Genomic DNA, 21,617 nt, shown 5'->3' on the forward strand with positions numbered 1-21,617 from the left:
TGATGGCCAACACATCGTCCGATGGCGGATTGTGTGCACCGACTGGGTCTTGCTTGTCATGATACTTCCGGACTAAGTGATGCATAAGACCAGCAGGCGACTCCAGCGGAATGTCCGCTTCGACCCTCTTCGGCCCGTGGTCCACGGGGCTGTTGCCGGGCTTGTGGCAGCAATTCGAATTAGCTGCGAACGCGTTGTGTGGAGACGGAAACGATTCGGGCGAATTCCCTGTGCGGGTGGCCCGTCGAATTGCCGTGCGACTCCCCGCTGTTGGGTGCTCGCGCGCAGGCGGCACACCCGCGTGGCGGCGACACGCGTGTAGTCGATGCGTCACCGGCCGCATAGCCCGGGCGTGTTGGTGGCACGATGGTTCTGGCGGGGGTGCGCGGGGTCGCGTCCCCGGGCCGGGAGAGCGGACCGACCGAGGGTGTGTGATCAGTTGTGGCCATTTCACTGTCTGTGGTGCTGCTGTTGGCGATCATCCTTGTGGTGTTGCTGAGAGGGGGATCCATCAAGGCAGGGCCGGCGATCGTGGCGATCCTCTTCGGCTTCTTCCTCGCCTCGACCGGCATGGCCCCGTCCATCAACCGGTTCCTCAACTCGATAGCGGACACCATCAACTCCATCAGCTTCTGACCGGCCCGGGAGCGCCCCTGCCGTGCCCCGCGCACGGCGCCGCGGCGTACCCCATGCGTCCGTGGCCCGGTGCACGGCCGACCGAGCCGGCCGTCACCGCGTGACCCGACGCGGCCCGCACCGAGCGCGGCGAAACGTCCCACCGGCTGCCCGGGAACGCGGACGCCGGGCAGGACGAGGGGCGGCGCCCCCGTCGCGACAGAATCCCGCCGGAACAGTCCCGGCCGCCATGCGACCCCGGCCACCACGCGGCCCGGCCGGGGCCCACCCGGGGGCGATCGCGCCCGAAGCCGCCGCAGCCCCGCACTGCTGATGGCCTCGGCCGCCGCGGCGGCCGCACTCATGGCGATCGTCACCACCACCGTCACCCTGATCCGCGACAACGACCGTCCGGCCCCGGCCGACGACCGCCCGGCCTCGCCCGCCGCCGAGCGGCCTGGGCGGCGTCGACACGTCCCTCAAGAGCTGCTCCGTCGTCGACACCTCCCTCGTGGGCGCCGGCTCCGACCTCACGACGCCCCGCTTCGGTCTCGCCGACGGCCGTAACACCTGGAGCCGGCCCGTCGACTCCACTCCCGACGGCGCCGCCGGCGACGAGGGCGCGCTCATCGGCACCGGCGACGGACGCGGCCCGGACGCGACGGGCCTCGGCAAGGGACGCGTCTAAGGACGCGTTACGGCTACGGGGCCGAGGACGCCGAAGGCCCGAGCGGCGTGGGTCCGGCTGCACGGTCTCCTCCCCCCGGCCGCCGTGACCGGCAAGGAGCTCTGGCGGACCCCGAGCGGCAGCGGCGAGATGAGGGTCGTCCGCGACGGTCCCGAGGGCGCCGCCACGTCCGTGCCCGAGGGCGGCATCACTTTCTCGCGCACCGGTGGCGGCGTCCGCGCCGTCTCGCCGCGCACCGGGCTCACGCTGTGGGAATCCCACACCACCCTCACCCTGGAGCGGCAGGGGCCGCCGACCGCCTCCGCCACCCAGGTGTACTTCGCGTCACCCAGCGGCCGCCTCGCCATCCTGAACGCGCGGCGGCAAGGTCGAGGACACCCGACCCGGCCGCGACGGCGGCGGCCGGGTCGACAGCCTGCTCGTCACCTCCGGGGCGCGGCTCCTCCTCGTCGGCGACGCCCTGTACATCCCCCGCGGCGTCCGCTCCGTCTACGCCGTAGACGTACGCGACCTCTGAGAGCGGGGGACGGCTGCCTGACCGTGCGGGTCGGTCAATGTTCGGCGAGGCGGAGATCGGCGACGAGTCGGAAGCGCTCCAGAACCGCCGGGGTCGTGTCGTCCACGGTGAAGCCGGGGTCCTCCAGGGCCGCACGCATGTCCTCGCTGTGCCAGAACCGCTCGTGGTCCTCGCGCCACTCGGCCACGCTGGTGTGCCCCTCGCCCTCGTCCACCACGTGCGCGAGATCGACCTGGGCCAGCGGGACGACGCGGACGTTGGTCACTTCGATGACCGCGACCGGCCGGCCGTCCGAGTCGACGACCACGGAACGGTCCCCGGTTTCCGGTAACGGATCCCCCTCGTGCTCGTAGTCGACGACGAGTCCCGTCGTGGAGGTCTTCGAACCGCCGAGGATCGCCGCGACGAGCCGGTCGCGCAGGGAGCCGGGGAATGCGAACTCGGTCCGGGGCATCGACGCGATGTCCGCGGGCGTGAAGGAGTGAGGGATCATGCCGACGACCGTAACGACCCCGGAACCGATCAGGGCCGGGTCGGAGAATTGTCCTCCGACCCGGCCCTGATGCGTATGGAGCGGGCGACGGGAATCGAACCCGCGTAGCTAGTTTGGAAGATCGCGTATGCGTCTCCGCCCTGACCAGCTGCGACATGACCTGCGGGTTCGTTACCCGGATCCCTGCCACTGCCCGTGGTTCCCCTCTCGGGCGTGCACCTCCGGGCACGTGAGAGGCACGGCCTACATCAGCTTGGTGATCCAAGGCGCCAATGCGGAGATCATGGCCGCAGTTGCCGTGACCAGCTGGACGAGCTGCGTGGCTGCCTCGCGCCGCGACCGACGGTCGTCTGGACGGCACTGGTGGCCGACGGAACGATCGTTCCGGCCAAGGAAACGATCGTTGCCTTTGAGTGGCCCACCGTTGTAAGGTTCAGCGGCAGAAGCATTGCCATGCAATGCTTCTACGGGTAGTGCGGTGTCTCGCTTCTTCATGCGAGCCCCCTCTCGTTATGGACCGTGTGGCACTGCGTCTCTGCCAGGGGAAGAGTGCCGACGGTCCGCTTTTGCTGCCCTTGTGAGACAACTGTGGCGAATCCTAGCGCAGTTGATGGGCCGCGTGCCCACGCGGTTGGTGAAACGGCTTTGAGCTGGAGTTTCAATGGGCGAGTCAAGCGCCGCGGTGCGCGACCAGTAGCCGAAGAAGTCGTGGGCCGGGGCCCTGGCCTGCGGCCGTGGAATCGATCAACGCTGCGACCTGCGACTTAGCTGTCGGTGGTTGTCAGAGTTGGTCATCGTTGAGCACCCCCGCATGGCCCCGAGACGGCCGAGTGGCGACCGTAGTTCAGACCCCGATCACGATCGGGAGCGCGTCCGGCCGGCCGTAAGCGAGGATGCGCGTGAGTGCCTCCTTCATGTGAGCTACGTCTGCGGCCGGTGCGTGTAGCACTGCCTCGACGACCGGGTCATCCAGGAACAGGGCTTCCAAGGAATCGGGGTCGAACGTGACCCGCAGGATGTCTCCTTCCAGCTCCACCGTGCGCACGCATCCGTACGCGGTGCCTTGGTCGGGGGTGACAACGCAGTACGAGTCGCAGCCGTTGCGGATGTTCTGCGCATCGGGTTCCTTGAAGCTGCACTGGAAGTCGAGCGCGAAGCCCTCTCCGCCTTCTGATTCGGCAACTCCGGCAGTCAGGGCATAGATGTCCGGCCCCGGCTCGTGGCATCCGTAAGCGATCTTCGCCGTGAATCTGTAGGTCACACGCGTGTTCTACCAGGGCCTGCGGCGGCCGATGACGTGAGGTCGGCGGAGCGGCTTTGGGCTGGAGCTGCTTTGGGGCGAGTGATCATGGCCCCGTAAGCTTCCGGCGAGTCGGGCAGTCTGTGGACCTGCCCGTTAAAGCACGACGTTGGGGCCATGATCTTAGAGGCTCGCCCCAAAGTGGCTGCCTAAAGCCGTGGAGCCGACCGCCCCAGCCACAGAGAGTGTCTCCCGCTTCATGCCCGCTGCCGCGAGCGCGCCGCCGGGCGGGGCCGCCGCTGGCGAAGACAGGGCGGTGGCCCCGCCGTACAGGCGGCGCGCGCCCGCGCCGTGCGCGGGCCTTGATGAAGTAGGGAAAGTTCTACCGCGCGTGGTGATCGCGGAGACGGCATTCACTTACGACTTTCGTACCTGGTCGCTACGCTTGCTCCCGTCGCAGTCACTCAAGCTTCAGGGAGCGTGCTCACCGGATGGGACCGAAGTCGGAGCGGGTCTACCGCACGATCCGCGAGTGGATCTCGACGGGGAAGTACCTGCCTGGCTCCAAGATTCCATCAGAGCGAACCCTGTCCGATGAGCTGGGCATCGGCCGCACGGCTCTCCGCCAGGTACTGGCCAAGCTCGTTGCTGAAGGCGCCATCGAAGTCCATGGCCGCAGCTCCTATCGCGTGCCGGATCGGTCTGTGACTACTCAGGCTCCGGGGGACGTCGAACCGTGGCAGATCCATGGCGAGCGGACCCTGTACGACAACCGTTGGGTGAAGCTGAGCCTCGTCGACGTTGAGCCGCCGGGAGTCGACCGCTTCGAGCACCACGTAGTGAAGCTGCACCACGTCGCTATCGCGGCCGTCATCGACGACCAGGACCGCGTCCTGATGATGTGGCGCTATCGCTTCGTGCCTCAGTCGTTCGGGTGGGAGCTCCCGGGAGGCATCGTCGACGCGGGGGAGGGCCCCTTGCAGACGGCGTTGCGTGAGGTCGAGGAAGAGACTGGCTGGAGGCCGGATTCCCTGGAGCACGTGGTCACGTATCAGCCCATGGTGGGCATGGTCGACTCGCCGCACGACATCTTCGTGGGCACGGGCGCCAAGCTCGTAGGTGAGCCGACGGATCTGGAAGAGGCCGGGCACATCGCGTGGGTGCCGCTCTCCGACATTCCTGGTCTCATGGCCCGCGGTGAACTCATGGGATCGGGCACGCTGGTTGCCCTGCTGCACGTCTTGTCCTCGCGGTCCGCCGGCACTTCTCCTACAACCGCTGCGTGAGCTGCTCGACTCTCCGTCGATGCCGCACTGATCCCGTACGGCTGGCTATCAAGCGGGCCTGGCGTAGGTGCTCGTGCGCCTGGTCGTGCTCGCCACGAGCCATGTGCGCCTGGGCTAGGTCGCAGCGCAGTCCGGCGGATGCCCGTATGAAGGTTGGGTCTGCCGTGTCGAGTGCCGTGTAGAGGCTCCCCACTGCCTCGTCGTCACCTATCAGGGCGAGAGCGCTTCCGCGCCAACGAGTGAGGTGCCCTTCGTTCAGGAAGATGCTCAACATGTCCGGGTCGCGGGCCGCATCTCCTGGAGGCAGGCTGCGTGCGGCCCGATCGAGTGCCCGTTGGCAGTCCTCCGGCAGTCCTGCGCGAGCGCAGATCTCGGCTTCGGCCGCGTGGAGCCAAGCCGTTAGCCGCGGGGACATGGCTGATCCTCCGAGTCGCTGAGCATCCCGTATCAGTTGGACGGCCATGGATGCTCGCCCCGCATCACAGAGCACGTACGCCTGCTCGGCTGTGGCGTGCGCGAGGTACATCGGCTCTTCGGCTTCCTTGGCGGCCCGCTTCCCCAGCTCGTAGTGGCGCCAGGCCCGTTCGACCGCACCCACATCTAGTGCCTGCCATGCGGCCAGCGTCGCCGCTCCGGCCAGTGCTCGCGCGACCGGGCGCCGGGTTTCGGGAAGGACCGCGAAGGTCAGGGCCTCTTCCAGCCTCGTCAGGTGAGCCGTCATCTCGTCGACCAGCCCGGCCGCGCCCATCTGCCGGTCCATGGTCCTGAGCAACTCCGTCTGATCCATGAACGTGTCGACCATGGTCAGGCTGAGGCTGCGGGCCGCATCGATCCGGCCCATCAATTCGTCGTATCCATCTGCGGCGACTGGCTGGCCCGACTCCGCTGGCACTCCGGTCAGTTCGGCGTCTGTAACGCCGAGCAGCGCGCGAAGGATCTTCGCGTAGCGGGCCGAGATCTGGCGTCGGCCGTTCTCCCACTCGGAGACGTACACGCGCAAGCTGGCCGTTGATGCGACGTCCAACAGGTGCTGGCGGGCGTGTCGTTCAATCTCTCGAACCAGCCGCTCTTGCGACCACTCCCGTGCGTTCCTCGCCGCCCTGAGTCCGTTCGTCACGTCACGCCATCCTGCTCGGGTTCCGGGGACCTAATAGCAGCATGCCTCACATCTCCGCAGGTCGGCAGGGGTTAACGGGTCAGGTGTTAACCCCTGTTGGCTACCGAGGCGTTGGCAGAAACGGTTCCCTAGAACCATCGCAGCAAGGCGAGTTGAGAAGCCGAAGCAGCGACAGCGCTTGACATCTGGTGCGCACCAGATGCAACCTACTGGTGCGCACCAGTTGGGGCGCGATCTCGCAGCTTTGCTGCACTCATCTGTCAACGCACGAGAGCGGCGACCCACCGCCAAGCAAGTACGCCGCTCCCGCCCCTCTCAAGGGAGTTCCATCATGCGTCAGATCCCCGTCGAGACGTCCGGCGCCACCGTGATGGTCGCCAAGGCCCCGCAGCCCAAGGTCCGCGACCGTAGGACCGGCGAGATCGCTATCGACGCTGACGGCGTCAAGCTGATGACCGTGGACGTGATGTTCGCGGCGAACGACGAAGTCGAGATCCTGTCCATCACCGTCCCGGAGCCCGGTATCTCCAGCGACCTGGCCATGGGCACCCCCGTCGCCTTGACGGGTCTGATCGCCCGGCCGTGGGAGAACGAGTTCAACGGCCAGAAGCGCCACGGCATCGCCTTCCGCGCGGTGGCCGTCACCTCGCTGGCCGCCACCGGTTCGGCATCCGAGGCGGCCTGATCATGACCTGGTTCATGGTCGCTGTGGTTGTGGTCGTCGCCGCTGCGGGTCTCCTGCGGTGGCGGCGCCCCGCCTGGTACTGGCTGACGTTCGGGGTCGTCGTCGCCACGGTGCGGGTCCTGGTCCGCTACGCGTCGGTCATGGACGCCTGCGGCCTGACGGTCCCTCCCTCGCGCTGGCGGCTGGCTCTGGCTCGGGTGGCCAATCGTCCGGTGCCGGAGTCCCGTGTGCCGCGCATCCTGCGGTTACGGCCGACCCGGACCGGCCTGGTCCTCCGGCTCAAGCTCCGTCCCGGTCAGGACGCCTTCGACGTGTCGGCGGCCACGGACCGGCTGCGCCACTCCTTCGGGATGTACGGCGTGACCTCCCGCGAAGTCCGCTCCGGCGTCGTCGAGGTGCGGATGACCGGCTACGACGTGCTCAAGCAGGTCCAGATGCCCGCCAAGACCGACACGCGCCCGATGCGGGTTCCGGTCGCGCTGCGGGAAGACGGCTCGGTGCACTACCGCGACTACCGCGCCGTCCCCCACGGCCTGACTCTCGGGGCCACGGAGTCCGGCAAGTCGGTCTACCAGCGCAACCTGGTGGCCGGGCTCGCCTCGCAACCCGTCGCCCTGGTCGGCATCGACTGCAAGCAGGGTGTCGAGCTGTTCCCGCTGGCACGCCGCTTCTCAGCACTGGCCGACAACCCGGACACCGCCCTGGAGCTGCTGGAAGCGTTGGTTGAGCACATGGGGGAGGTCTACCAACTGATCCGGGCTGAGCAGCGCATCAGTGTCGCCGTGCCGGATGCGGAGATCGCCGCCGACATCTGGGACCTGCCCGACGACATCCGCCCGGTCCCGGTCGTGGTCTTGGTCGACGAGGTCGCCGAACTCGCCCTGTTCGCCAACAAGGACGAGGAGAAGCGCCGGGACCGGATCATCACCGCCCTGGTCCGTCTCGCCCAGCTCGGCCGCGCGGCCGGCATCTACCTGGAGATCTGCGGGCAGCGCTTCGGCTCCGAACTCGGCAAGGGCATCACCATGCTCCGCGCCCAGCTCACCGGCCGCACCGCCCACCGCGTCAACGACGAAACCTCCGCCAACATGGCCTTCGGCGACATCTCCCCGGACGCCGTCTTGGCCGCCATCCAGATCCCCGCCGAGACACGCGGCATAGCGATCGCCGGTGACTCAACCGGTGGCTGGCACCGCATCCGCGCCCCGCACACCTCGCTGCGCCAGGCCGTGAACACCTGCAACAAGTACGCCGACCGCACACCCGACGTGCCCGCCCTTGCGGCATACCGGCCCGCGGCTGGCCCGTTGCCCTCGGCCCGGGTGCCGCTGTCCAAGACAGCTCCCGCCACGGCCTGACCTTCCCCCGCTTCACCGGTCGGCGCGACCGCTTCGCGCCGGGTCCCTACCCCTCCCATGCCACATCACCGGAAGGAGCCGTGATGGCCCGCCCCGCTCTCCGCGTCGACGCCGTCCTGGTCCAGGCCGTCATCGCCGGGGCGCTGTCCTTCGCCCACCTCCACGACCTCGCCGCCGCTGCCGGACAGGACGGCTGGAAAGCCTGGGCCTACCCGATCAGCGTCGACCTGCTCCTGGTCGCCTCCTGGCGGCGGCTCCGCAACGACGGCCCGTCCCGGCTGGCCTGGTGCTGGTTCGTCATCGCCCTGGTCGCCTCCCTCGGCGCCAACGTCGCCACCGCCGGACTCCTCGACCTGACCGACGTCCCGGCATGGCTGCGCATCCTCGTAGCCGCCTGGCCCGCTCTGGCCTTCATGGGCGGCACCCTCCTCGCCCACTCCGCCACAGACCCGGTGCCGGATCCGCCGGCACCCGCAGCCCCGGTCAACAAGCCGCACCCTGAGCCGGTAACCGAGACCGAACCAGAGCGCGAGCCCGAGCTGGCCCCAGCGGTCGACGACACTCCGGCACTACCGGCTGCCGAACCCGCCCCGGCCGAGCCCGCTCCTGCTGTGCCGGTCCCGGCCGCGCTGGTCGACCACGCCCGCAAGGTCGCCGACGACCACCACGCCCGTACCGGTACGCCGATCGACACCGACACCCTGCGCGCCCGTCTCGGCGTCCCGCCCCAGCTGGCCGACGCCATCGCCGCCCAACTCGCCTGACCGAAGGGACACCGCCATGCCCGCTCGTGACCACTTCCACTCCGTGATGCGCATCGGCCCTGTGCAGATCGGCACCCACCGCGACCGCCACGGCCAGACCAAGTACGCCGCCGTGTGCACCGCCGACCGCTGCGGCTGGTCCTCCGACTACTCCAGCCAGTCCGCCGCCCAGCTCGCCGCCCGCACCCACCGCTGCCGCGTCCGCTAGGAGGCCGTCCGCCATGGAAGTACCGCTCTGGCTCGCGCTGCTCGTCGTCGGCTACCTCGGCGTCAAGCTCATCCGCCCGCCCGCCTGGCTCATCGCCGTCCTGCTGCTCGGTGGCTTCCTCCTCGCCGACAGCGTCCTGGCCCCCGCCATCGACACCTTCATCAAGTAACCGCCCCGGAAGGAGAACCGCTGATGTTCCGTCCGAAGATCCCGACCATGCCCACGCCGACCGGTCAGGTCACGCCGCCTGCCGTGGTCGAGCCGACCACCATCGTCCCGGCCGTCCAGACTTCGCAGCCCTCCCCGGCGGCTCCGGCGCCCGCGCCGTCCCGGCCGACGGTTCAGCTCACGCCTGGGACCGCGCTCGCCCTTGTCGGCGGCGGTACCGCCGTGGTCCTGGTCGTCGGCGCCGTCCTGGTCTCCATGCTCCTGGCGGTCGCCGTCACCGGCGCCTCGCTTGCCATCTGCGCCCTGGTGATCCGCTCCCTGGTCAACGCCGACGCCAAACGTCGCTGACCGGCTTCCGGGCGGCCTCAACCGCCAAGTCTCCGCCGCCCGGTAGCCGTGCCCCACTCCGATGTCGCAACCGGAAGGAACCCCCAGCATGACGGACCGCACCGTGCCCTCGCCTCGCATCTGCCCGAACTGCGACGGTCACGCCTCCGCCGCCATCACCACTGGCGGCCGCGACCGGTACGGCCACCGGCGGATCATCACCGTCGACTGCCGGGCCTGCAACGGCCTGGGCACCGTCCAGCCCCACCGCACGCGGGAGGGCGCCCGTGCCTGACACCCTGCTCGACCCGACCACCCTCGGCGACCTGCTGCGGGTGGCTTCGGCCCCCGACTTCGACCGCTGGCACGAGCAGATCCGCCGCACCGGCGGCTGCGCCGACCCCATCCACCTCACCGGCTGGACCCTCACCAAGGACAAGACCACCGGCGAAACTCTGCACCGCTACAGCACCGAGAACGAGCCGGGCGGGCGTCTCCGTGTCGCCTGCGGCAACCGCCGCGCCTCCCGCTGCCCCTCCTGTGCCTGGACCTACGCCGGAGACACCTACCACCTCATCCGCGCAGGGCTCGCCGGAGACGACCGCCGCGACATCCCCACCACCGTCCGCGACCACCCCCGAGTCTTCGCCACGCTCACCGCCCCCTCCTTCGGCCGTGTACACAACCGGCCCGACCACGGCGCCTGCCGGTGCGGCACCCGCCATGCCGGAGACGCCCCGGAACTCGGCACCGCCCTCGACCCGGCGACATACGATTACGCGGGCGCCGTGCTGTTCAACAACCACGCTGGGCAGCTCTGGCAGCGCCTCACCAACCGCCTCCGCCGCGAGATCGCCGCCCGCGCCGGCATCACCCAACGCGAGCTGAAGGAATGCGCCCGCCTCTCGTACGGCAAGGTCGCCGAGTTCCAGAAGCGCGGTGCCCTGCACTTCCATGCCGTGATCCGCATCGACGGCCCCGACGGACCGGAGACCGCCCCGCCGTCCTGGGCCACGGTCGACCTCCTCGCCGACGCGATTCGAGCAGCTGCCGCGCACTCCTACACCTCGGTCTCCGCCCCGGCCGTCGAGGACCAGCCCGCCCGGACCTTCCGCTGGGGCACCCAGCTCGACGTCCGGCCGGTGAAGGCCTTCGGCGACGGCTCCGACATCACCGAACAGGCCGTGGCCTCCTACGTCGCCAAGTACGCCACCAAGGCGGCCGAGAACACCGGCACCCTGGACCGTCGCATCGGCGAACTTGCCGAACTCGACCGCCACGGCGTACCCGACCACACCCGCCGCCTCATCGAGGCCTGCAAGCAGCTCGACCCGCTCTACCCCGACCGGCGCCTGTGGGCCTGGGCTCACATGCTCGGCTTCCGCGGCCACTTCTCCTCCAAGTCCCGCCGCTACTCCACCACCCTCGGCGCCCTCCGCCAGGCACGCGCCGACTACCGCGCCGCCCAGGAACACGCCGCCCTCGGCCTCGACGACCAGGAGCCGGACACCGTCCTGGTCCTCGCCGACTGGCAGTACGCCGGACACGGCCACACCCCCGGTGAGTCCGCGCTCGCCGCCACCATCGCCCGCGACCTTCAGCTCAACCGCGAAACCGCCCGCGAAGCCCTCGCAGATCTGCGATCGGAAGGAGAGCACGCCCATGAATGAGCGGTACCTCAGCGTCGACCAGGTCGCCGAGATACTCGGCACGACGGTGCGTTTCCCCCGGCGCCTGATCGAGGAGCGGCGCATCACGTACGTGAAGGTGGGCCGTCACGTGCGGATACCCGAGAGCGCGGTTCGCGAGTTCATCGACGCCAACACCGTGCAGCCGCGGCGGCGTGGAGCAGTCCTTCGGGGGGTGGCTGCCTGATGGCACAGAAGCGCCGGCACTTCGGCCGGGTCCGCAAGCTACCGTCCGGCCGGTACCAGGCTCGCTATCTCGGCCCGGATGGGCAGCTCCGTCCCGCGCCCCACACGTTCCGCACCAAGAAGGACGCCGACGACTGGCTTGCCGACAAGCAGACCGAGCTGCGGCGCGGTGACTGGCACGACCCGGACGCCGGGAAGGTGCTGTTCGGTGAGTACGCCGCTGCCTGGATCAAGGAACGCGAACTGACCTCCACCACCCGGCAGCTGTACGGCTCGCTCCTGCGGCACCACCTCGAACCCGCCTTCGGGGGCGTCAACGTCGCGGAGATCTCGCCCCCGCTCGTGCGACGCTGGCGCGCCGACAAGCTCGCGTCCGGCACCGGCCCGACCACCGTCGCCAAGGCCTACGCCCTGCTGCGCGCGATCATGGGCACGGCTGTCGCCGACCAGATGATCAGGCGCAACCCGTGCACGATCAAGGGCGCCAGCACCGTGCACACCCCCGAACGGCCCACGGCCACCGTGCAAGAGGTCTACGACCTGGCTGACGCCATGCAGCCCCGCTACCGGGCACTCGTACTGATGGCCGGATTCCTGGGTCTGCGCTGGGGTGAGCTGGTCGGCCTGCATCGCCGGGACATCGACCTTGACCACGGCACCGTGCGTGTCCGCCGGGCCGTTGCCGAGCTGTTCAACGGACAGCGCGAGATCAAGGCCCCCAAGAGCGCCGCGGGCAAGCGCACCGTGTCGATCCCGGCCGCGATCACCCCGGACATCCGTGACCACCTGGAGCGGTACGCAGAGGCCGGCACTGATGGCCGGGTGTTCCTCGGCGCCAAGGGGGCCACCCCTCGTCGGAACCACTTCAACCGGCTGTGGCGCAAGGCGTGCAGCGACGCCGGGATCAAGGGCCTGCACTTCCATGATCTTCGGCACACGGGCAACACCCTGGCGGCCTCCACTGGTGCGAGCACACGTGAGCTGATGACCCGCATGGGCCACAGCACCGCCCGGGCCGCGCTGATCTACCAGCACGCCAGTGCCGCACGCGACCGTCTGATCGCTGACGCCCTGAGCGACCTGGTCGACAAGGGCCGCAAGCCCAGGCCGAAGCAAGATCAGGAGCCGGAGGGGCACGCGGGGGACACGCCGGACTGAACACAGTCCCCGGAAACACTCAGGGCCAGGCGGAGGAATGATCCTCTGACCTGGCCCTGAGCCGTATGGAGCGGGCGACGGGAATCGAACCCGCGTAGCTAGTTTGGAAGACTAGGGCTCTACCATTGAGCTACGCCCGCACAGCACGCGCCGCAGGTCGGGTGACCGCGGCACTGAAGGCATCGTAGCGGGTCGGCCCCCTCCGTCGCACACCGCATTCCCGCCGGAGCGGACGCGGCGCGGACCCTGTGGAAATGCGGCGGCCGCAGCGCCGGCCGGCATGTACCCTACGTCTCGCACCAGACGGGGTGTGGCGCAGCTTGGTAGCGCGTCCGCTTTGGGAGCGGAAGGCCGTGGGTTCAAATCCCGCCACCCCGACCAGCCACCCGATCATCTCGCGTGATCGCCCATCCGATCACTCACGTGATCGCCTTTTGGGCGGTGTAGGCGCTGCCGTTACTATGCAAGCTGCACGCCCGTGTGTCTCAGCGTCTGAAGTCTCCGGGCGGCGAAATCCGCCGGGCCGTTCTGGCCCCGGCAGAAACCAAGAAGTCAGCCACAAGGAGACCGAACCGTGAAGAGCGCCGTGGAGACCCTGAACCCGACCCGGGTTCGGCTGACTGTCGAGGTGCCCTTCGAGGAGCTCAAGGACAGCCTCGACGCGGCGTACAAGAAGATCAACCAGCAGGTCACGGTGAAGGGCTTCCGTAAGGGCAAGATCCCTGCCCGTGTCATCGACCAGCGGTTCGGCCGCGGTGCGGTGCTGGAGGAGGCGGTCAACGACGCGCTTCCGAAGTTCTACACCGAGGCGGTCAACGAGGCCGAGCTCAGCGTGCTGGGCCAGCCCGAGGTCGACATCACGGAGCTGAAGGACGGCGAGACGCTGAACTTCACCGCCGAGGTCGACATCCGCCCCTCCATCGAGATCCCGGACTTCTCCGGCATCGAGGTCGAGGTCGACGCGGTCGAGGTCACCGACGAGGACGTCGACAAGGCCGTCGAGGAGCTGCGCGAGCGCTTCGCCTCCACCGCCCCGGTCGAGCGTGCCGCCGAGGACGGCGACGTCGTCACGATCGACCTGCAGGCCAAGGTCGACGGCGAGGTCCTGGAGGACGGGGTCGCCGACGGCGTCTCCTACACCATCGGCTCCGGCGAGCTGCTGGACGGCATCGACGACGCCGTGAAGGGCGTGGAGGCCGGTGGCGAGGTCACCTTCACCTCCGAGCTCAAGGGCGGCTCCGCCGCCGGCAAGGAGGCCGAGGTCACCGTCAAGGTCACCCAGGTCGCCAAGCGTGAACTGCCCGAGCTGGACGACGAGTTCGCGCAGCTCGCCTCCGAGTTCGACACCATCGAGGAGCTCCGCGCGGACAGCCGCAAGCGCCTCGAGAACATGAAGCAGTACGACCAGGCCACGCAGGCCCAGGAGCGCGTCCTGGAGAAGCTGCTCGAGCTGGTCGAGGTCCCGGTCCCCGAGAAGCTGCTCGAGGACGAGGTCAACACCCGCAAGCACAACCTCGAGCACCACCAGCTCGGCCAGATGGGCATCGACCTCGCGAAGTACCTGGAGATCCAGGGCAAGAGCGAGGAGGAGTTCGACGCCGAGACCAAGGAAGCCGCGGTCAAGGGCATCAAGACGCAGTTCGTGCTCGACGAGCTCGTCAAGCAGGAGAAGCTGAACGTCAACCAGGAGGAGCTCACCGAGCACCTCATGCGCCGCGCGGCCTCCTCCGGCATGTCCCCCGACCAGTTCGCCCAGGCGGTCGTCGAGGGCGGCCAGGTTCCGCTCCTGGTCGGCGAGGTCGCCCGCGGCAAGGCCCTGGCCGTCGTGGTCGAGAAGGCCACGGTCAAGGACACCAACGGCGAGATCATCGACCTCGACGACGAAGAGGACGAGGACACCACCGAGGCCTCCGCCGAGGAGACCCCGGCCGAGTCCGCCGAGGAGAAGACCGAGGGCTGAGCCCCGGTAGCGGTGAGTCCGTGAAGAAGGCCCTGGGGCACGCCCCAGGGCCTTCTCGCCACCCAGGGGGCAAGCGCATTCCAGGGGCGCGGGGAACTGCGCGACAAGCCCTCACCCGCCCGCCGCCCGGCGATTTCCGCACCACCCACGACGAGACCGCACGGCGCCCCGGCGGAGCCCACCGCGCTACGCCCCCGGCGAACACTCCCATCTCCGGGATTCCCCGAAGGGACCCGCGCGTTAGGGTCCATGAATACGAGGGCAGTGGAGTCCCCGAACGGCTCCTAGCCCCTAGGGAAACGTGAGACGGCCCGGCGCCGTCGTAAGACGAGCAGGTGGATACGTGACGAATCTGATGCCCTCAGCCGCCGGCGAGCCTTCCATCGGTGGTGGCCTCGGCGACCAGGTCTACAACCGGCTGCTCAACGAGCGGATCATCTTCCTCGGCCAGCCGGTCGACGACGACATCGCGAACAAGATCACCGCGCAGCTGCTGCTCCTTGCCGCCGACCCGGACAAGGACATCTACCTGTACATCAACAGCCCCGGCGGTTCCATCACGGCCGGCATGGCGATCTACGACACCATGCAGTTCATCAAGAACGACGTGGTCACCATCGCCATGGGCCTCGCGGCCTCGATGGGCCAGTTCCTGCTCAGCGCCGGCACCCCCGGCAAGCGCTTCGCGCTGCCGAACGCCGAGATCCTGATCCACCAGCCCTCCGCCGGCCTGGCCGGTTCGGCATCGGACATCAAGATCCACGCCGAGCGGCTGCTGCACACCAAGAAGCGCATGGCCGAGCTGACCTCGCAGCACACCGGCCAGTCGGTCGAGCAGATCACCCGCGACTCGGACCGCGACCGCTGGTTCGACGCCTTCGAGGCCAAGCAGTACGGCCTCATCGACGACGTCATCCCCACGGCCGCCGGTATGCCGGGCGGCGGCGGCACCGGGGCCTGAGCGGTCCCCACGGGGCCTGTGGCGCCCCGTGAGGCCCGCGGAGCCCTCCCGGGCCCCAGCGACCCCAGACAGCCCCAGCCGACCGCCTCAGCCCTTTTCAGGAGACACCGTGAACCAGTTCCCCGGCAGCGGGATCTACGACCGTATGCACGCCGTGCAGGAGATGAACGCCTCGCAGGGCCGCTACACCGGCCCGCAGGCCGAGTCCCGCTACATCATTCCGCGCTTCGTCGAGCGCACCTCCCAGGGCATCCGCGAGTACGACCCGTACGCGAAGCTCTTCGAGGAGCGCGTGATCTTCCTCGGCGTCCAGATCGACGACGCCTCCGCCAACGACGTCATGGCGCAGCTGCTGTGCCTGGAGTCGATGGACCCCGACCGTGACATCTCGGTGTACATCAACAGCCCCGGCGGCTCCTTCACGGCGCTCACCGCGATCTACGACACGATGCAGTACGTGAAGCCGGACATCCAGACGGTCTGCATGGGCCAGGCCGCCTCCGCCGCCGCCGTCCTGCTGGCCGCCGGCACGGCGGGCAAGCGCATGGCCCTGCCGAACGCGCGCGTGCTGATCCACCAGCCGTACAGCGAGACCGGCCGCGGTCAGGTGTCCGACCTGGAGATCGCCGCGAACGAGATCCTGCGGATGCGCTCGCAGCTGGAGGAGATGCTGGCCAAGCACTCCACCACGCCGGTCGAGAAGATCCGCGAGGACATCGAGCGCGACAAGATCCTCACGGCCGAGGACGCGCTGAGCTACGGACTGATCGACCAGGTCATCAGCACCCGGAAGATGGACAACTCGAGCCTCCGCTGAGGCGAGAGGCAGTAACGTCTGCCGCCCCTTGGCACGGTTTGACTCGGTTCACGTCAAAGCGAACCGCGCCAAGGGGGGCCCGAACGGGGGGCCCGGCAAGGTACCGTCGGACATAAGGCAGCACCAGGAGTCCGCTGGACGTCGACGTCCAGGAGTCTCCCAGGCGAAGGGGAAGCACACCGTGGCACGCATCGGTGACGGCGGCGATCTGCTCAAGTGCTCGTTCTGCGGCAAGAGCCAGAAGCAGGTCAAGAAGCTCATCGCAGGGCCCGGTGTGTACATCTGCGACGAGTGCATCGACCTCTGCAACGAGATCATCGAGGAAGAACTCGCGGAGACCAGCGAGGTCCGCTGGGAGGAACTCCCGAAGCCTCGCGAGATCTACGAGTTCCTCGAGGGCTACGTGGTCGGCCAGGAGGCCGCCAAGAAGGCCCTCTCCGTAGCGGTGTACAACCACTACAAGCGAGTCCAGGCCGGCGAGAACGGCGGGGCGAACGGCCGTGACGACGCCATCGAGTTGGCGAAGTCCAACATCCTGCTCCTCGGCCCCACGGGCTCCGGCAAGACCCTCCTCGCGCAGACCCTCGCGCGCATGCTGAACGTCCCCTTCGCGATCGCCGACGCCACGGCGCTCACGGAGGCCGGCTACGTCGGCGAGGACGTCGAGAACATCCTGCTCAAGCTGATCCAGGCGGCCGACTACGACGTCAAGAAGGCCGAGACCGGGATCATCTACATCGACGAGATCGACAAGGTCGCGAGGAAGAGTGAAAACCCCTCGATCACGCGCGACGTCTCGGGCGAGGGTGTCCAGCAGGCCCTGCTGAAGATCCTGGAGGGCACCACCGCCTCGGTCCCGCCGCAGGGCGGCCGTAAGCACCCCCACCAGGAGTTCATCCAGATCGACACGACGAACGTGCTGTTCATCGTGGGCGGTGCCTTCGCCGGTCTCGAGAAGATCATCGAGTCCCGGGCGGGCGCCAAGGGCATCGGCTTCGGCGCGCAGATCCGCTCCAAGCGCGAGATGGAGTCCAAGGACCAGTTCCAGGAGGTCATGCCGGAGGACCTGGTCAAGTTCGGCATGATCCCCGAGTTCATCGGCCGCCTCCCGGTCATCACCTCGGTCCACAACCTCGACCGCGAGGCCCTGCTCCAGATCCTCGTCGAGCCGCGCAACGCGCTCGTCAAGCAGTACGAGCGCCTCTTCGAACTCGACGGCGTGGAGCTGGACTTCGAGCGCGAGGCCCTCGAGGCGATCGCCGACCAGGCCATCCTCCGCCAGACCGGCGCGCGCGGCCTGCGCGCCATCATGGAGGAAGTCCTCCAGGGCGTGATGTACGAGGTCCCGTCCCGCAAGGACGTGGCCCGGGTCGTCATCACGGCGGACGTCGTCCAGTCGAACGTCAACCCGACGCTGATTCCGCGGGATGCGCGGGGGCGGGGGCCGGGGGAGCAGAAGACCGCCTAGTCACCCACCGCACGCGAAGGCGCCCGGCACAGCTTGTGCCCGGGCGCCTTCGTCGTTGCCTTCGTCAGGTCTTGACGCGGACTTCCTCGCGGACCTTCGTGGTGAGGTCGATCGCCACGTCCTTGGTGACGCCCTGCGCCGCCTCAGCCGGCGACACGATGGCGATCGTGCTGTAGTCGGCCCACGCGCAGAACCAGTTGATCTTCTCCTTCTTGGTCAGCTGGTCCTGTGACTTGGCCGACTGGCACTTCATGGCCGCACCGTCGAGGTCGGCCTCCTCGGGCTCCCCGATCAGTTCGGGCTTGCCGGACCCGGACGAGGCCTCCTTCTCCGACGACTTCTTGAAGTTGGCGAAGAACAGGTTCAGCGTCGCCTCCGGGTCGGAGATCTCACCGTAGGCACCCGCCACCGTAAGGGTCTTGGCCGACGCCATCTTCGCAGCGGACGACGGATCGTCGGGGTCGTAGTCGCTCAGGTCCACCGTGGAGTAGAGTCCCGCGGCGGTCTTGGCGCCCTTGACGCCGCTCTGCTCCAACTCCGACGCGTTTCCGGCGGTCTGCCCGTCCTTCGTGGTGCGCTTGTACTCGCTGAGCACGGTCGCCGGCGTCGCGATCTTGTGCGGCCCGTCGTCCTCCAGGCCACCACCACTGCCGCCGATCACGAAGTACGCGCCGACACCGATCGCGGCGACCACGGCCACCGCGCCGAGGATGATGCCGGTCTTCTTCTTGCCGCCGCCCGGAGCCGGGGGCTGGGGCACGCCGTACGGGGCCTGGCCGTAGGGCGGCTGCTGGCCGTACGGGGGCTGCTGGCCGTAAGGCGGCTGCTGGGGCGGGACGCCCTGCGGGGGCTGCTGGGGGTAGCCGTAGCCGGGCTGGGGCGGAGGGGCCTGCTGGGGATAGCCGTAGCCGGGCTGGGGCGCCTGCGGCGGCTGGCCGTACGGGCCCGGCTGGCCGTACGGACCGGGCTGCTGGGGCTGCCCGCCGTACGGGCCCGGCTGGTTGTAACTCATGTTCTGGGTTCCCCTCCAGATGCTTATGTGTTCCGGACATCCTGGCGCAGACCCGCCGTGTGCATGGCATCGGGGCCCCCACCGTTACAAACGAAACGCGTTTCGGGACCGGTCGGTGACACCTCTAAACTGACCCCCGTGACCGAGAACGCTCAGCAGCAGCCACCAGCGCCCAGCACCGACCTGCCGACCCAGTACGCGCCGGCCGACGTAGAGGGGCCGCTGTACGAGCGCTGGGTAGAGCGGGGTTACTTCGAGGCGGACGAGAAGAGCGACAAGCCGCCGTACACCATCGTCATCCCGCCGCCGAACGTCACGGGCTCGCTCCACCTGGGGCACGCCTTCGAGCACACGCTCATCGACGCCCTGACCCGCCGCAAGCGCATGCAGGGCTACGAGACGCTGTGGCAGCCCGGCATGGACCACGCCGGTATCGCCACGCAGAACGTCGTCGAGCGCGAGCTCGCCAAGGAGGGCAAGTCCCGCCACGACCTGGGCCGTGAGACGTTCGTCGAGCGCGTCTGGCAGTGGAAGGGCGAGTCCGGCGGGCAGATCAGCGGCCAGATGCGCCGGTTGGGCGACGGTGTCGCCTGGTCCCGCGAGCGCTTCACGATGGACGAGGGCCTGTCCCAGGCCGTCCAGACCATCTTCAAGCGGCTCTACGACGACGAGCTCATCTACCGCGCCGAGCGCATCATCAACTGGTGCCCCCGCTGTCTGACGGCCATCTCGGACATCGAGGTCGAGTACCAGGACGACGACGGCGAGCTCGTCTCCATGAAGTACGGCGACGGGGACGACACCATCGTCGTCGCCACCACCCGTGCCGAGACGATGCTCGGTGACACGGCCGTCGCGGTCCACCCCGGCGACGAGCGGTACAAGCACCTGATCGGCAAGCTGGTCAAGCTGCCGCTGACCGACCGCTCCATCCCGGTCGTCGCCGACGAGCACGTCGACCCCGAGTTCGGCACCGGCGCCGTCAAGGTGACCCCGGCGCACGACCCGAACGACTTCGAGATCGGCCAGCGCCACGACCTCCCGGCCCTGACGATCATGGACGAGCACGCGGTCATCACCGCCCACGGCCCCTTCCAGGGCCTGGACCGGCTGGAAGCGCGGTCGGCGATCGTCGCCGCGCTGCGCGCGGAGGGCCGGATCGTCGCCGAGAAGCGGCCGTACGTCCACTCCGTCGGCCACTGCTCGCGCTGCAAGACGACCATCGAGCCGCGGCTGTCCATGCAGTGGTGGGTCAAGGTCGGCCCGCTCGCGAAGGCCGCCGGTGACGCCGTCCGCGACGGCAAGGTCAAGATCCATCCGCAGGAGATGGAGAAGCGCTACTTCGACTGGGTCGACAACCTCCACGACTGGTGCATCTCGCGGCAGCTGTGGTGGGGCCACCGCATCCCGGTCTGGTACGGCCCGAACGGCGAGGTCGTCTGCGTCGGCCCCGACGAGGAGGCGCCCGGGACCGAGGCCGAGGGCTGGCGTCAGGACACCGACGTCCTCGACACCTGGTTCTCCTCCGGCCTGTGGCCGTTCTCCACGCTCGGCTGGCCCGAACAGACCGAGTCGCTCGCGAAGTTCTACCCGAACTCGGTCCTCGTCACCGGCTACGACATCCTCTTCTTCTGGGTCGCCCGGATGATGATGTTCGGCCTGTACGCGATGGACGGCACCCCGCCGTTCCACACCATCGCCCTGCACGGCATGGTCCGCGACCAGTTCGGCAAGAAGATGTCGAAGTCCTTCGGAAACGCGGTCAACCCGCTGGACTGGATGGACAAGTACGGCAGCGACGCCCTCCGCTTCACCCTCGCCCGCGGCGCCAACCCGGGCGTCGACGTCCCGATCGGCGAGGACTGGGTCCAGGGCTCGCGGAACTTCGCCAACAAGATCTGGAACGCGACGCGTTTCGCGATGATGAACGGCGCGACGATCGAGGGCCCGCTGCCGGACGCCGCGAAGATGTCGGCGACCGACCGCTGGATCCTGTCCCGGCTGAACTCCGTCGTCGCCGAAGTCGATGCGTTCTACGAGGACTACCAGTTCGCGAAGCTCTCCGACGCCCTGTTCCACTTCGCGTGGGACGAGGTCTTCGACTGGTACGTCGAGCTGTCCAAGACGACGTTCCAGGCGGGCGGCGAGGCGGCCGAGGTCTCCAAGCGGGTCCTCGGTGAGGTCCTCGACGTCACGCTGAAGCTGCTGCACCCGGTGGTCCCGTTCGTCACCGAGACCCTGTGGACCACGCTCACCGGCGGCGAGTCGGTCGTCATCGCCGACTGGCCGAAGGACAGCGGTTTCCGGGACGCCGATGCCGAGCGTGAGATCGAGAGCCTCCAGTCGGTCATCACCGAGGTCCGCCGCTTCCGCGCCGACCAAGGTCTCCAGCCCGGCCAGCGGGTCCCGGCCCGGCTGACCCTGGACGGCACGCGGTTCGCGCCCCACGAGGCCGCCATCCGCCAGCTGCTCCGCCTTCAGCCGGAGGGCGACGCCTTCACGGCCACGGCGACCCTCCCGGTCGCCGGCGCCGAGGTCGCCCTCGACCTGTCCGGCACGATCGACGTGGCGGCGGAGCGCAAGCGCCTGGCGAAGGACCTCGCCGCGGCGGAGAAGGAGAAGTCCCAGGCCAACGGCAAGCTCGGCAACGAGGCGTTCCTGGCGAAGGCCCCCGACCACGTCGTCGACAAGATCCGCACCCGCCTCGCCAAGGCGGAGGAGGACATCGCCCGCATCCAGGCCCAGCTGGAGAGGCTGCCGCAGGGTTAAGGGTCCGTACGGTGTGCGAGGCCCCCGGAGCCGTCAGGCCCGGGGGCCTCACCTATGTCTCAGGGGCACGTCCCTGCTGTTCGGGGGCGCGGGGAACTGCGCGAGCGACCCCCACCGGCCCGCAGCCGCCCA

23 protein-coding genes and 2 tRNA genes are annotated in these 21,617 nt (G+C 68.9%); 19 read left to right on the plus strand and 6 right to left on the minus strand.

Features of this window, described 5'->3' with window-relative positions:
* Nucleotides 1–441 precede the first annotated feature (441 nt).
* Both IE153_RS07060 and IE153_RS07065 read left to right on the plus strand, forming a co-directional pair.
* Nucleotides 442–636: a hypothetical protein gene (locus tag IE153_RS07060; RefSeq protein ID WP_031107160.1), complete on the plus strand. Its 195-nt coding sequence runs from the start codon at nt 442–444 to the stop codon at nt 634–636.
* A 490-nt stretch (nt 637–1,126) separates the two neighbouring features.
* Complete coding sequence (locus IE153_RS07065; RefSeq protein WP_189588898.1) at nt 1,127–1,303, plus strand: hypothetical protein; 177 nt, start codon at nt 1,127–1,129, stop codon at nt 1,301–1,303.
* A gap of 551 nt (nt 1,304–1,854) precedes the next feature.
* Here the strand turns inward: IE153_RS07065 and IE153_RS07075 are convergent.
* From IE153_RS07075 to IE153_RS07085, 3 genes are all read right to left on the minus strand, one after another.
* Nucleotides 1,855–2,313 (minus strand): ASCH domain-containing protein, encoded by a 459-nt coding sequence (locus IE153_RS07075; RefSeq protein WP_189588899.1) that lies wholly within the window; start codon nt 2,311–2,313, stop codon nt 1,855–1,857.
* Between the two features lie 243 nt (nt 2,314–2,556).
* Nucleotides 2,557–2,808 (minus strand): hypothetical protein, encoded by a 252-nt coding sequence (locus tag IE153_RS07080; protein ID WP_189588900.1) that lies wholly within the window; start codon nt 2,806–2,808, stop codon nt 2,557–2,559.
* A gap of 349 nt (nt 2,809–3,157) precedes the next feature.
* Entirely contained in the window at nt 3,158–3,574 is a 417-nt protein-coding gene (locus IE153_RS07085) for an Imm10 family immunity protein (RefSeq protein WP_189588901.1), read from the minus strand.
* Between the two features lie 470 nt (nt 3,575–4,044).
* Between IE153_RS07085 and IE153_RS07090 the strand changes: the two genes are divergently transcribed.
* Nucleotides 4,045–4,839, plus strand: a complete 795-nt coding sequence (locus tag IE153_RS07090; protein WP_189588902.1) for an NUDIX domain-containing protein — start codon at nt 4,045–4,047, stop codon at nt 4,837–4,839.
* Here the strand turns inward: IE153_RS07090 and IE153_RS07095 are convergent.
* Nucleotides 4,823–5,956: a helix-turn-helix domain-containing protein gene (locus IE153_RS07095; protein ID WP_189588903.1), complete on the minus strand. Its 1,134-nt coding sequence runs from the start codon at nt 5,954–5,956 to the stop codon at nt 4,823–4,825. The genes IE153_RS07090 and IE153_RS07095 overlap by 17 nt on opposite strands.
* Before the next feature lie 331 nt (nt 5,957–6,287).
* Here IE153_RS07095 and IE153_RS07100 point away from each other — a divergent pair, with 331 nt between their 5' ends.
* The 10 genes from IE153_RS07100 to IE153_RS07145 all read left to right on the plus strand — a co-directional run bounded on the left by IE153_RS07100 (nt 6,288) and on the right by IE153_RS07145 (nt 12,498).
* Entirely contained in the window at nt 6,288–6,641 is a 354-nt protein-coding gene (locus tag IE153_RS07100; protein WP_030835946.1) for an SCO3933 family regulatory protein, read from the plus strand.
* A gap of 2 nt (nt 6,642–6,643) precedes the next feature.
* A complete protein-coding gene (locus tag IE153_RS07105; protein WP_189588904.1) occupies nt 6,644–7,999 on the plus strand; it encodes an FtsK/SpoIIIE domain-containing protein in 1,356 nt (451 codons plus the stop codon).
* 83 nt (nt 8,000–8,082) lie between these two features.
* Nucleotides 8,083–8,763, plus strand: coding sequence for a DUF2637 domain-containing protein (locus IE153_RS07110; protein ID WP_189588905.1), 681 nt, complete (start codon nt 8,083–8,085; stop codon nt 8,761–8,763).
* 16 nt (nt 8,764–8,779) lie between these two features.
* Nucleotides 8,780–8,971, plus strand: a complete 192-nt coding sequence (locus IE153_RS07115) for a mobile element transfer protein (protein WP_031108984.1) — start codon at nt 8,780–8,782, stop codon at nt 8,969–8,971.
* 13 nt (nt 8,972–8,984) lie between these two features.
* Nucleotides 8,985–9,140 (plus strand): hypothetical protein, encoded by a 156-nt coding sequence (locus IE153_RS07120; protein ID WP_104779910.1) that lies wholly within the window; start codon nt 8,985–8,987, stop codon nt 9,138–9,140.
* Nucleotides 9,141–9,163: 23 nt separating this feature from the next.
* Entirely contained in the window at nt 9,164–9,487 is a 324-nt protein-coding gene (locus tag IE153_RS07125) for a SpdD-like protein (RefSeq protein WP_189588906.1), read from the plus strand.
* 88 nt (nt 9,488–9,575) lie between these two features.
* Nucleotides 9,576–9,761: a hypothetical protein gene (locus tag IE153_RS07130; RefSeq protein WP_189588907.1), complete on the plus strand. Its 186-nt coding sequence runs from the start codon at nt 9,576–9,578 to the stop codon at nt 9,759–9,761.
* On the plus strand, nt 9,754–11,136 hold the full coding sequence (gene repSA / locus IE153_RS07135; protein ID WP_189588908.1) for a replication initiator protein RepSA: 1,383 nt from the start codon (nt 9,754–9,756) through the stop codon (nt 11,134–11,136). The genes IE153_RS07130 and repSA overlap by 8 nt, the downstream gene beginning before the upstream one ends.
* Nucleotides 11,129–11,341, plus strand: a complete 213-nt coding sequence (locus tag IE153_RS07140; RefSeq protein ID WP_189588909.1) for an excisionase family DNA-binding protein — start codon at nt 11,129–11,131, stop codon at nt 11,339–11,341. Before repSA ends, IE153_RS07140 begins: the two co-directional genes overlap by 8 nt.
* Nucleotides 11,341–12,498 carry a tyrosine-type recombinase/integrase gene (locus IE153_RS07145; protein WP_189588910.1) on the plus strand — a complete coding sequence of 386 codons (1,158 nt, stop codon included), beginning with the start codon at nt 11,341–11,343 and terminating at the stop codon, nt 12,496–12,498. The genes IE153_RS07140 and IE153_RS07145 overlap by 1 nt, the downstream gene beginning before the upstream one ends.
* A gap of 66 nt (nt 12,499–12,564) precedes the next feature.
* Here the strand turns inward: IE153_RS07145 and IE153_RS07150 are convergent.
* Nucleotides 12,565–12,638: transfer RNA gene (locus IE153_RS07150), tRNA-Gly, on the minus strand.
* A 164-nt stretch (nt 12,639–12,802) separates the two neighbouring features.
* Between IE153_RS07150 and IE153_RS07155 the strand changes: the two genes are divergently transcribed.
* From IE153_RS07155 to clpX, 5 genes are all read left to right on the plus strand, one after another.
* Nucleotides 12,803–12,879, plus strand: a tRNA-Pro gene (locus IE153_RS07155).
* 193 nt (nt 12,880–13,072) lie between these two features.
* A complete protein-coding gene (gene tig, locus IE153_RS07160; protein WP_189588911.1) occupies nt 13,073–14,458 on the plus strand; it encodes a trigger factor in 1,386 nt (461 codons plus the stop codon).
* A 355-nt stretch (nt 14,459–14,813) separates the two neighbouring features.
* Nucleotides 14,814–15,419 carry an ATP-dependent Clp protease proteolytic subunit gene (locus tag IE153_RS07165; protein ID WP_167526581.1) on the plus strand — a complete coding sequence of 202 codons (606 nt, stop codon included), beginning with the start codon at nt 14,814–14,816 and terminating at the stop codon, nt 15,417–15,419.
* Nucleotides 15,420–15,528: 109 nt separating this feature from the next.
* Nucleotides 15,529–16,236: an ATP-dependent Clp protease proteolytic subunit gene (locus tag IE153_RS07170; protein WP_435811830.1), complete on the plus strand. Its 708-nt coding sequence runs from the start codon at nt 15,529–15,531 to the stop codon at nt 16,234–16,236.
* Between the two features lie 181 nt (nt 16,237–16,417).
* The gene (gene clpX, locus IE153_RS07175; RefSeq protein WP_086853897.1) at nt 16,418–17,704 is read left to right on the plus strand and encodes an ATP-dependent Clp protease ATP-binding subunit ClpX; all 1,287 of its coding nucleotides are present in this window, start codon (nt 16,418–16,420) and stop codon (nt 17,702–17,704) included.
* A gap of 64 nt (nt 17,705–17,768) precedes the next feature.
* Here the strand turns inward: clpX and IE153_RS07180 are convergent, their stop codons facing one another.
* On the minus strand, nt 17,769–18,716 hold the full coding sequence (locus IE153_RS07180) for a hypothetical protein (RefSeq protein WP_189588912.1): 948 nt from the start codon (nt 18,714–18,716) through the stop codon (nt 17,769–17,771).
* Between the two features lie 138 nt (nt 18,717–18,854).
* On the opposite strand from IE153_RS07180, the gene IE153_RS07185 reads away from it, so the two are divergent.
* On the plus strand, nt 18,855–21,485 hold the full coding sequence (locus IE153_RS07185; RefSeq protein ID WP_189588913.1) for a valine--tRNA ligase: 2,631 nt from the start codon (nt 18,855–18,857) through the stop codon (nt 21,483–21,485).
* Nucleotides 21,486–21,617 lie beyond the last annotated feature (132 nt).

The sequence above is a fragment of the Streptomyces massasporeus genome (genome assembly GCF_014648995.1).
Classification (GTDB): Bacteria; Actinomycetota; Actinomycetes; order Streptomycetales; family Streptomycetaceae; genus Streptomyces; species Streptomyces massasporeus.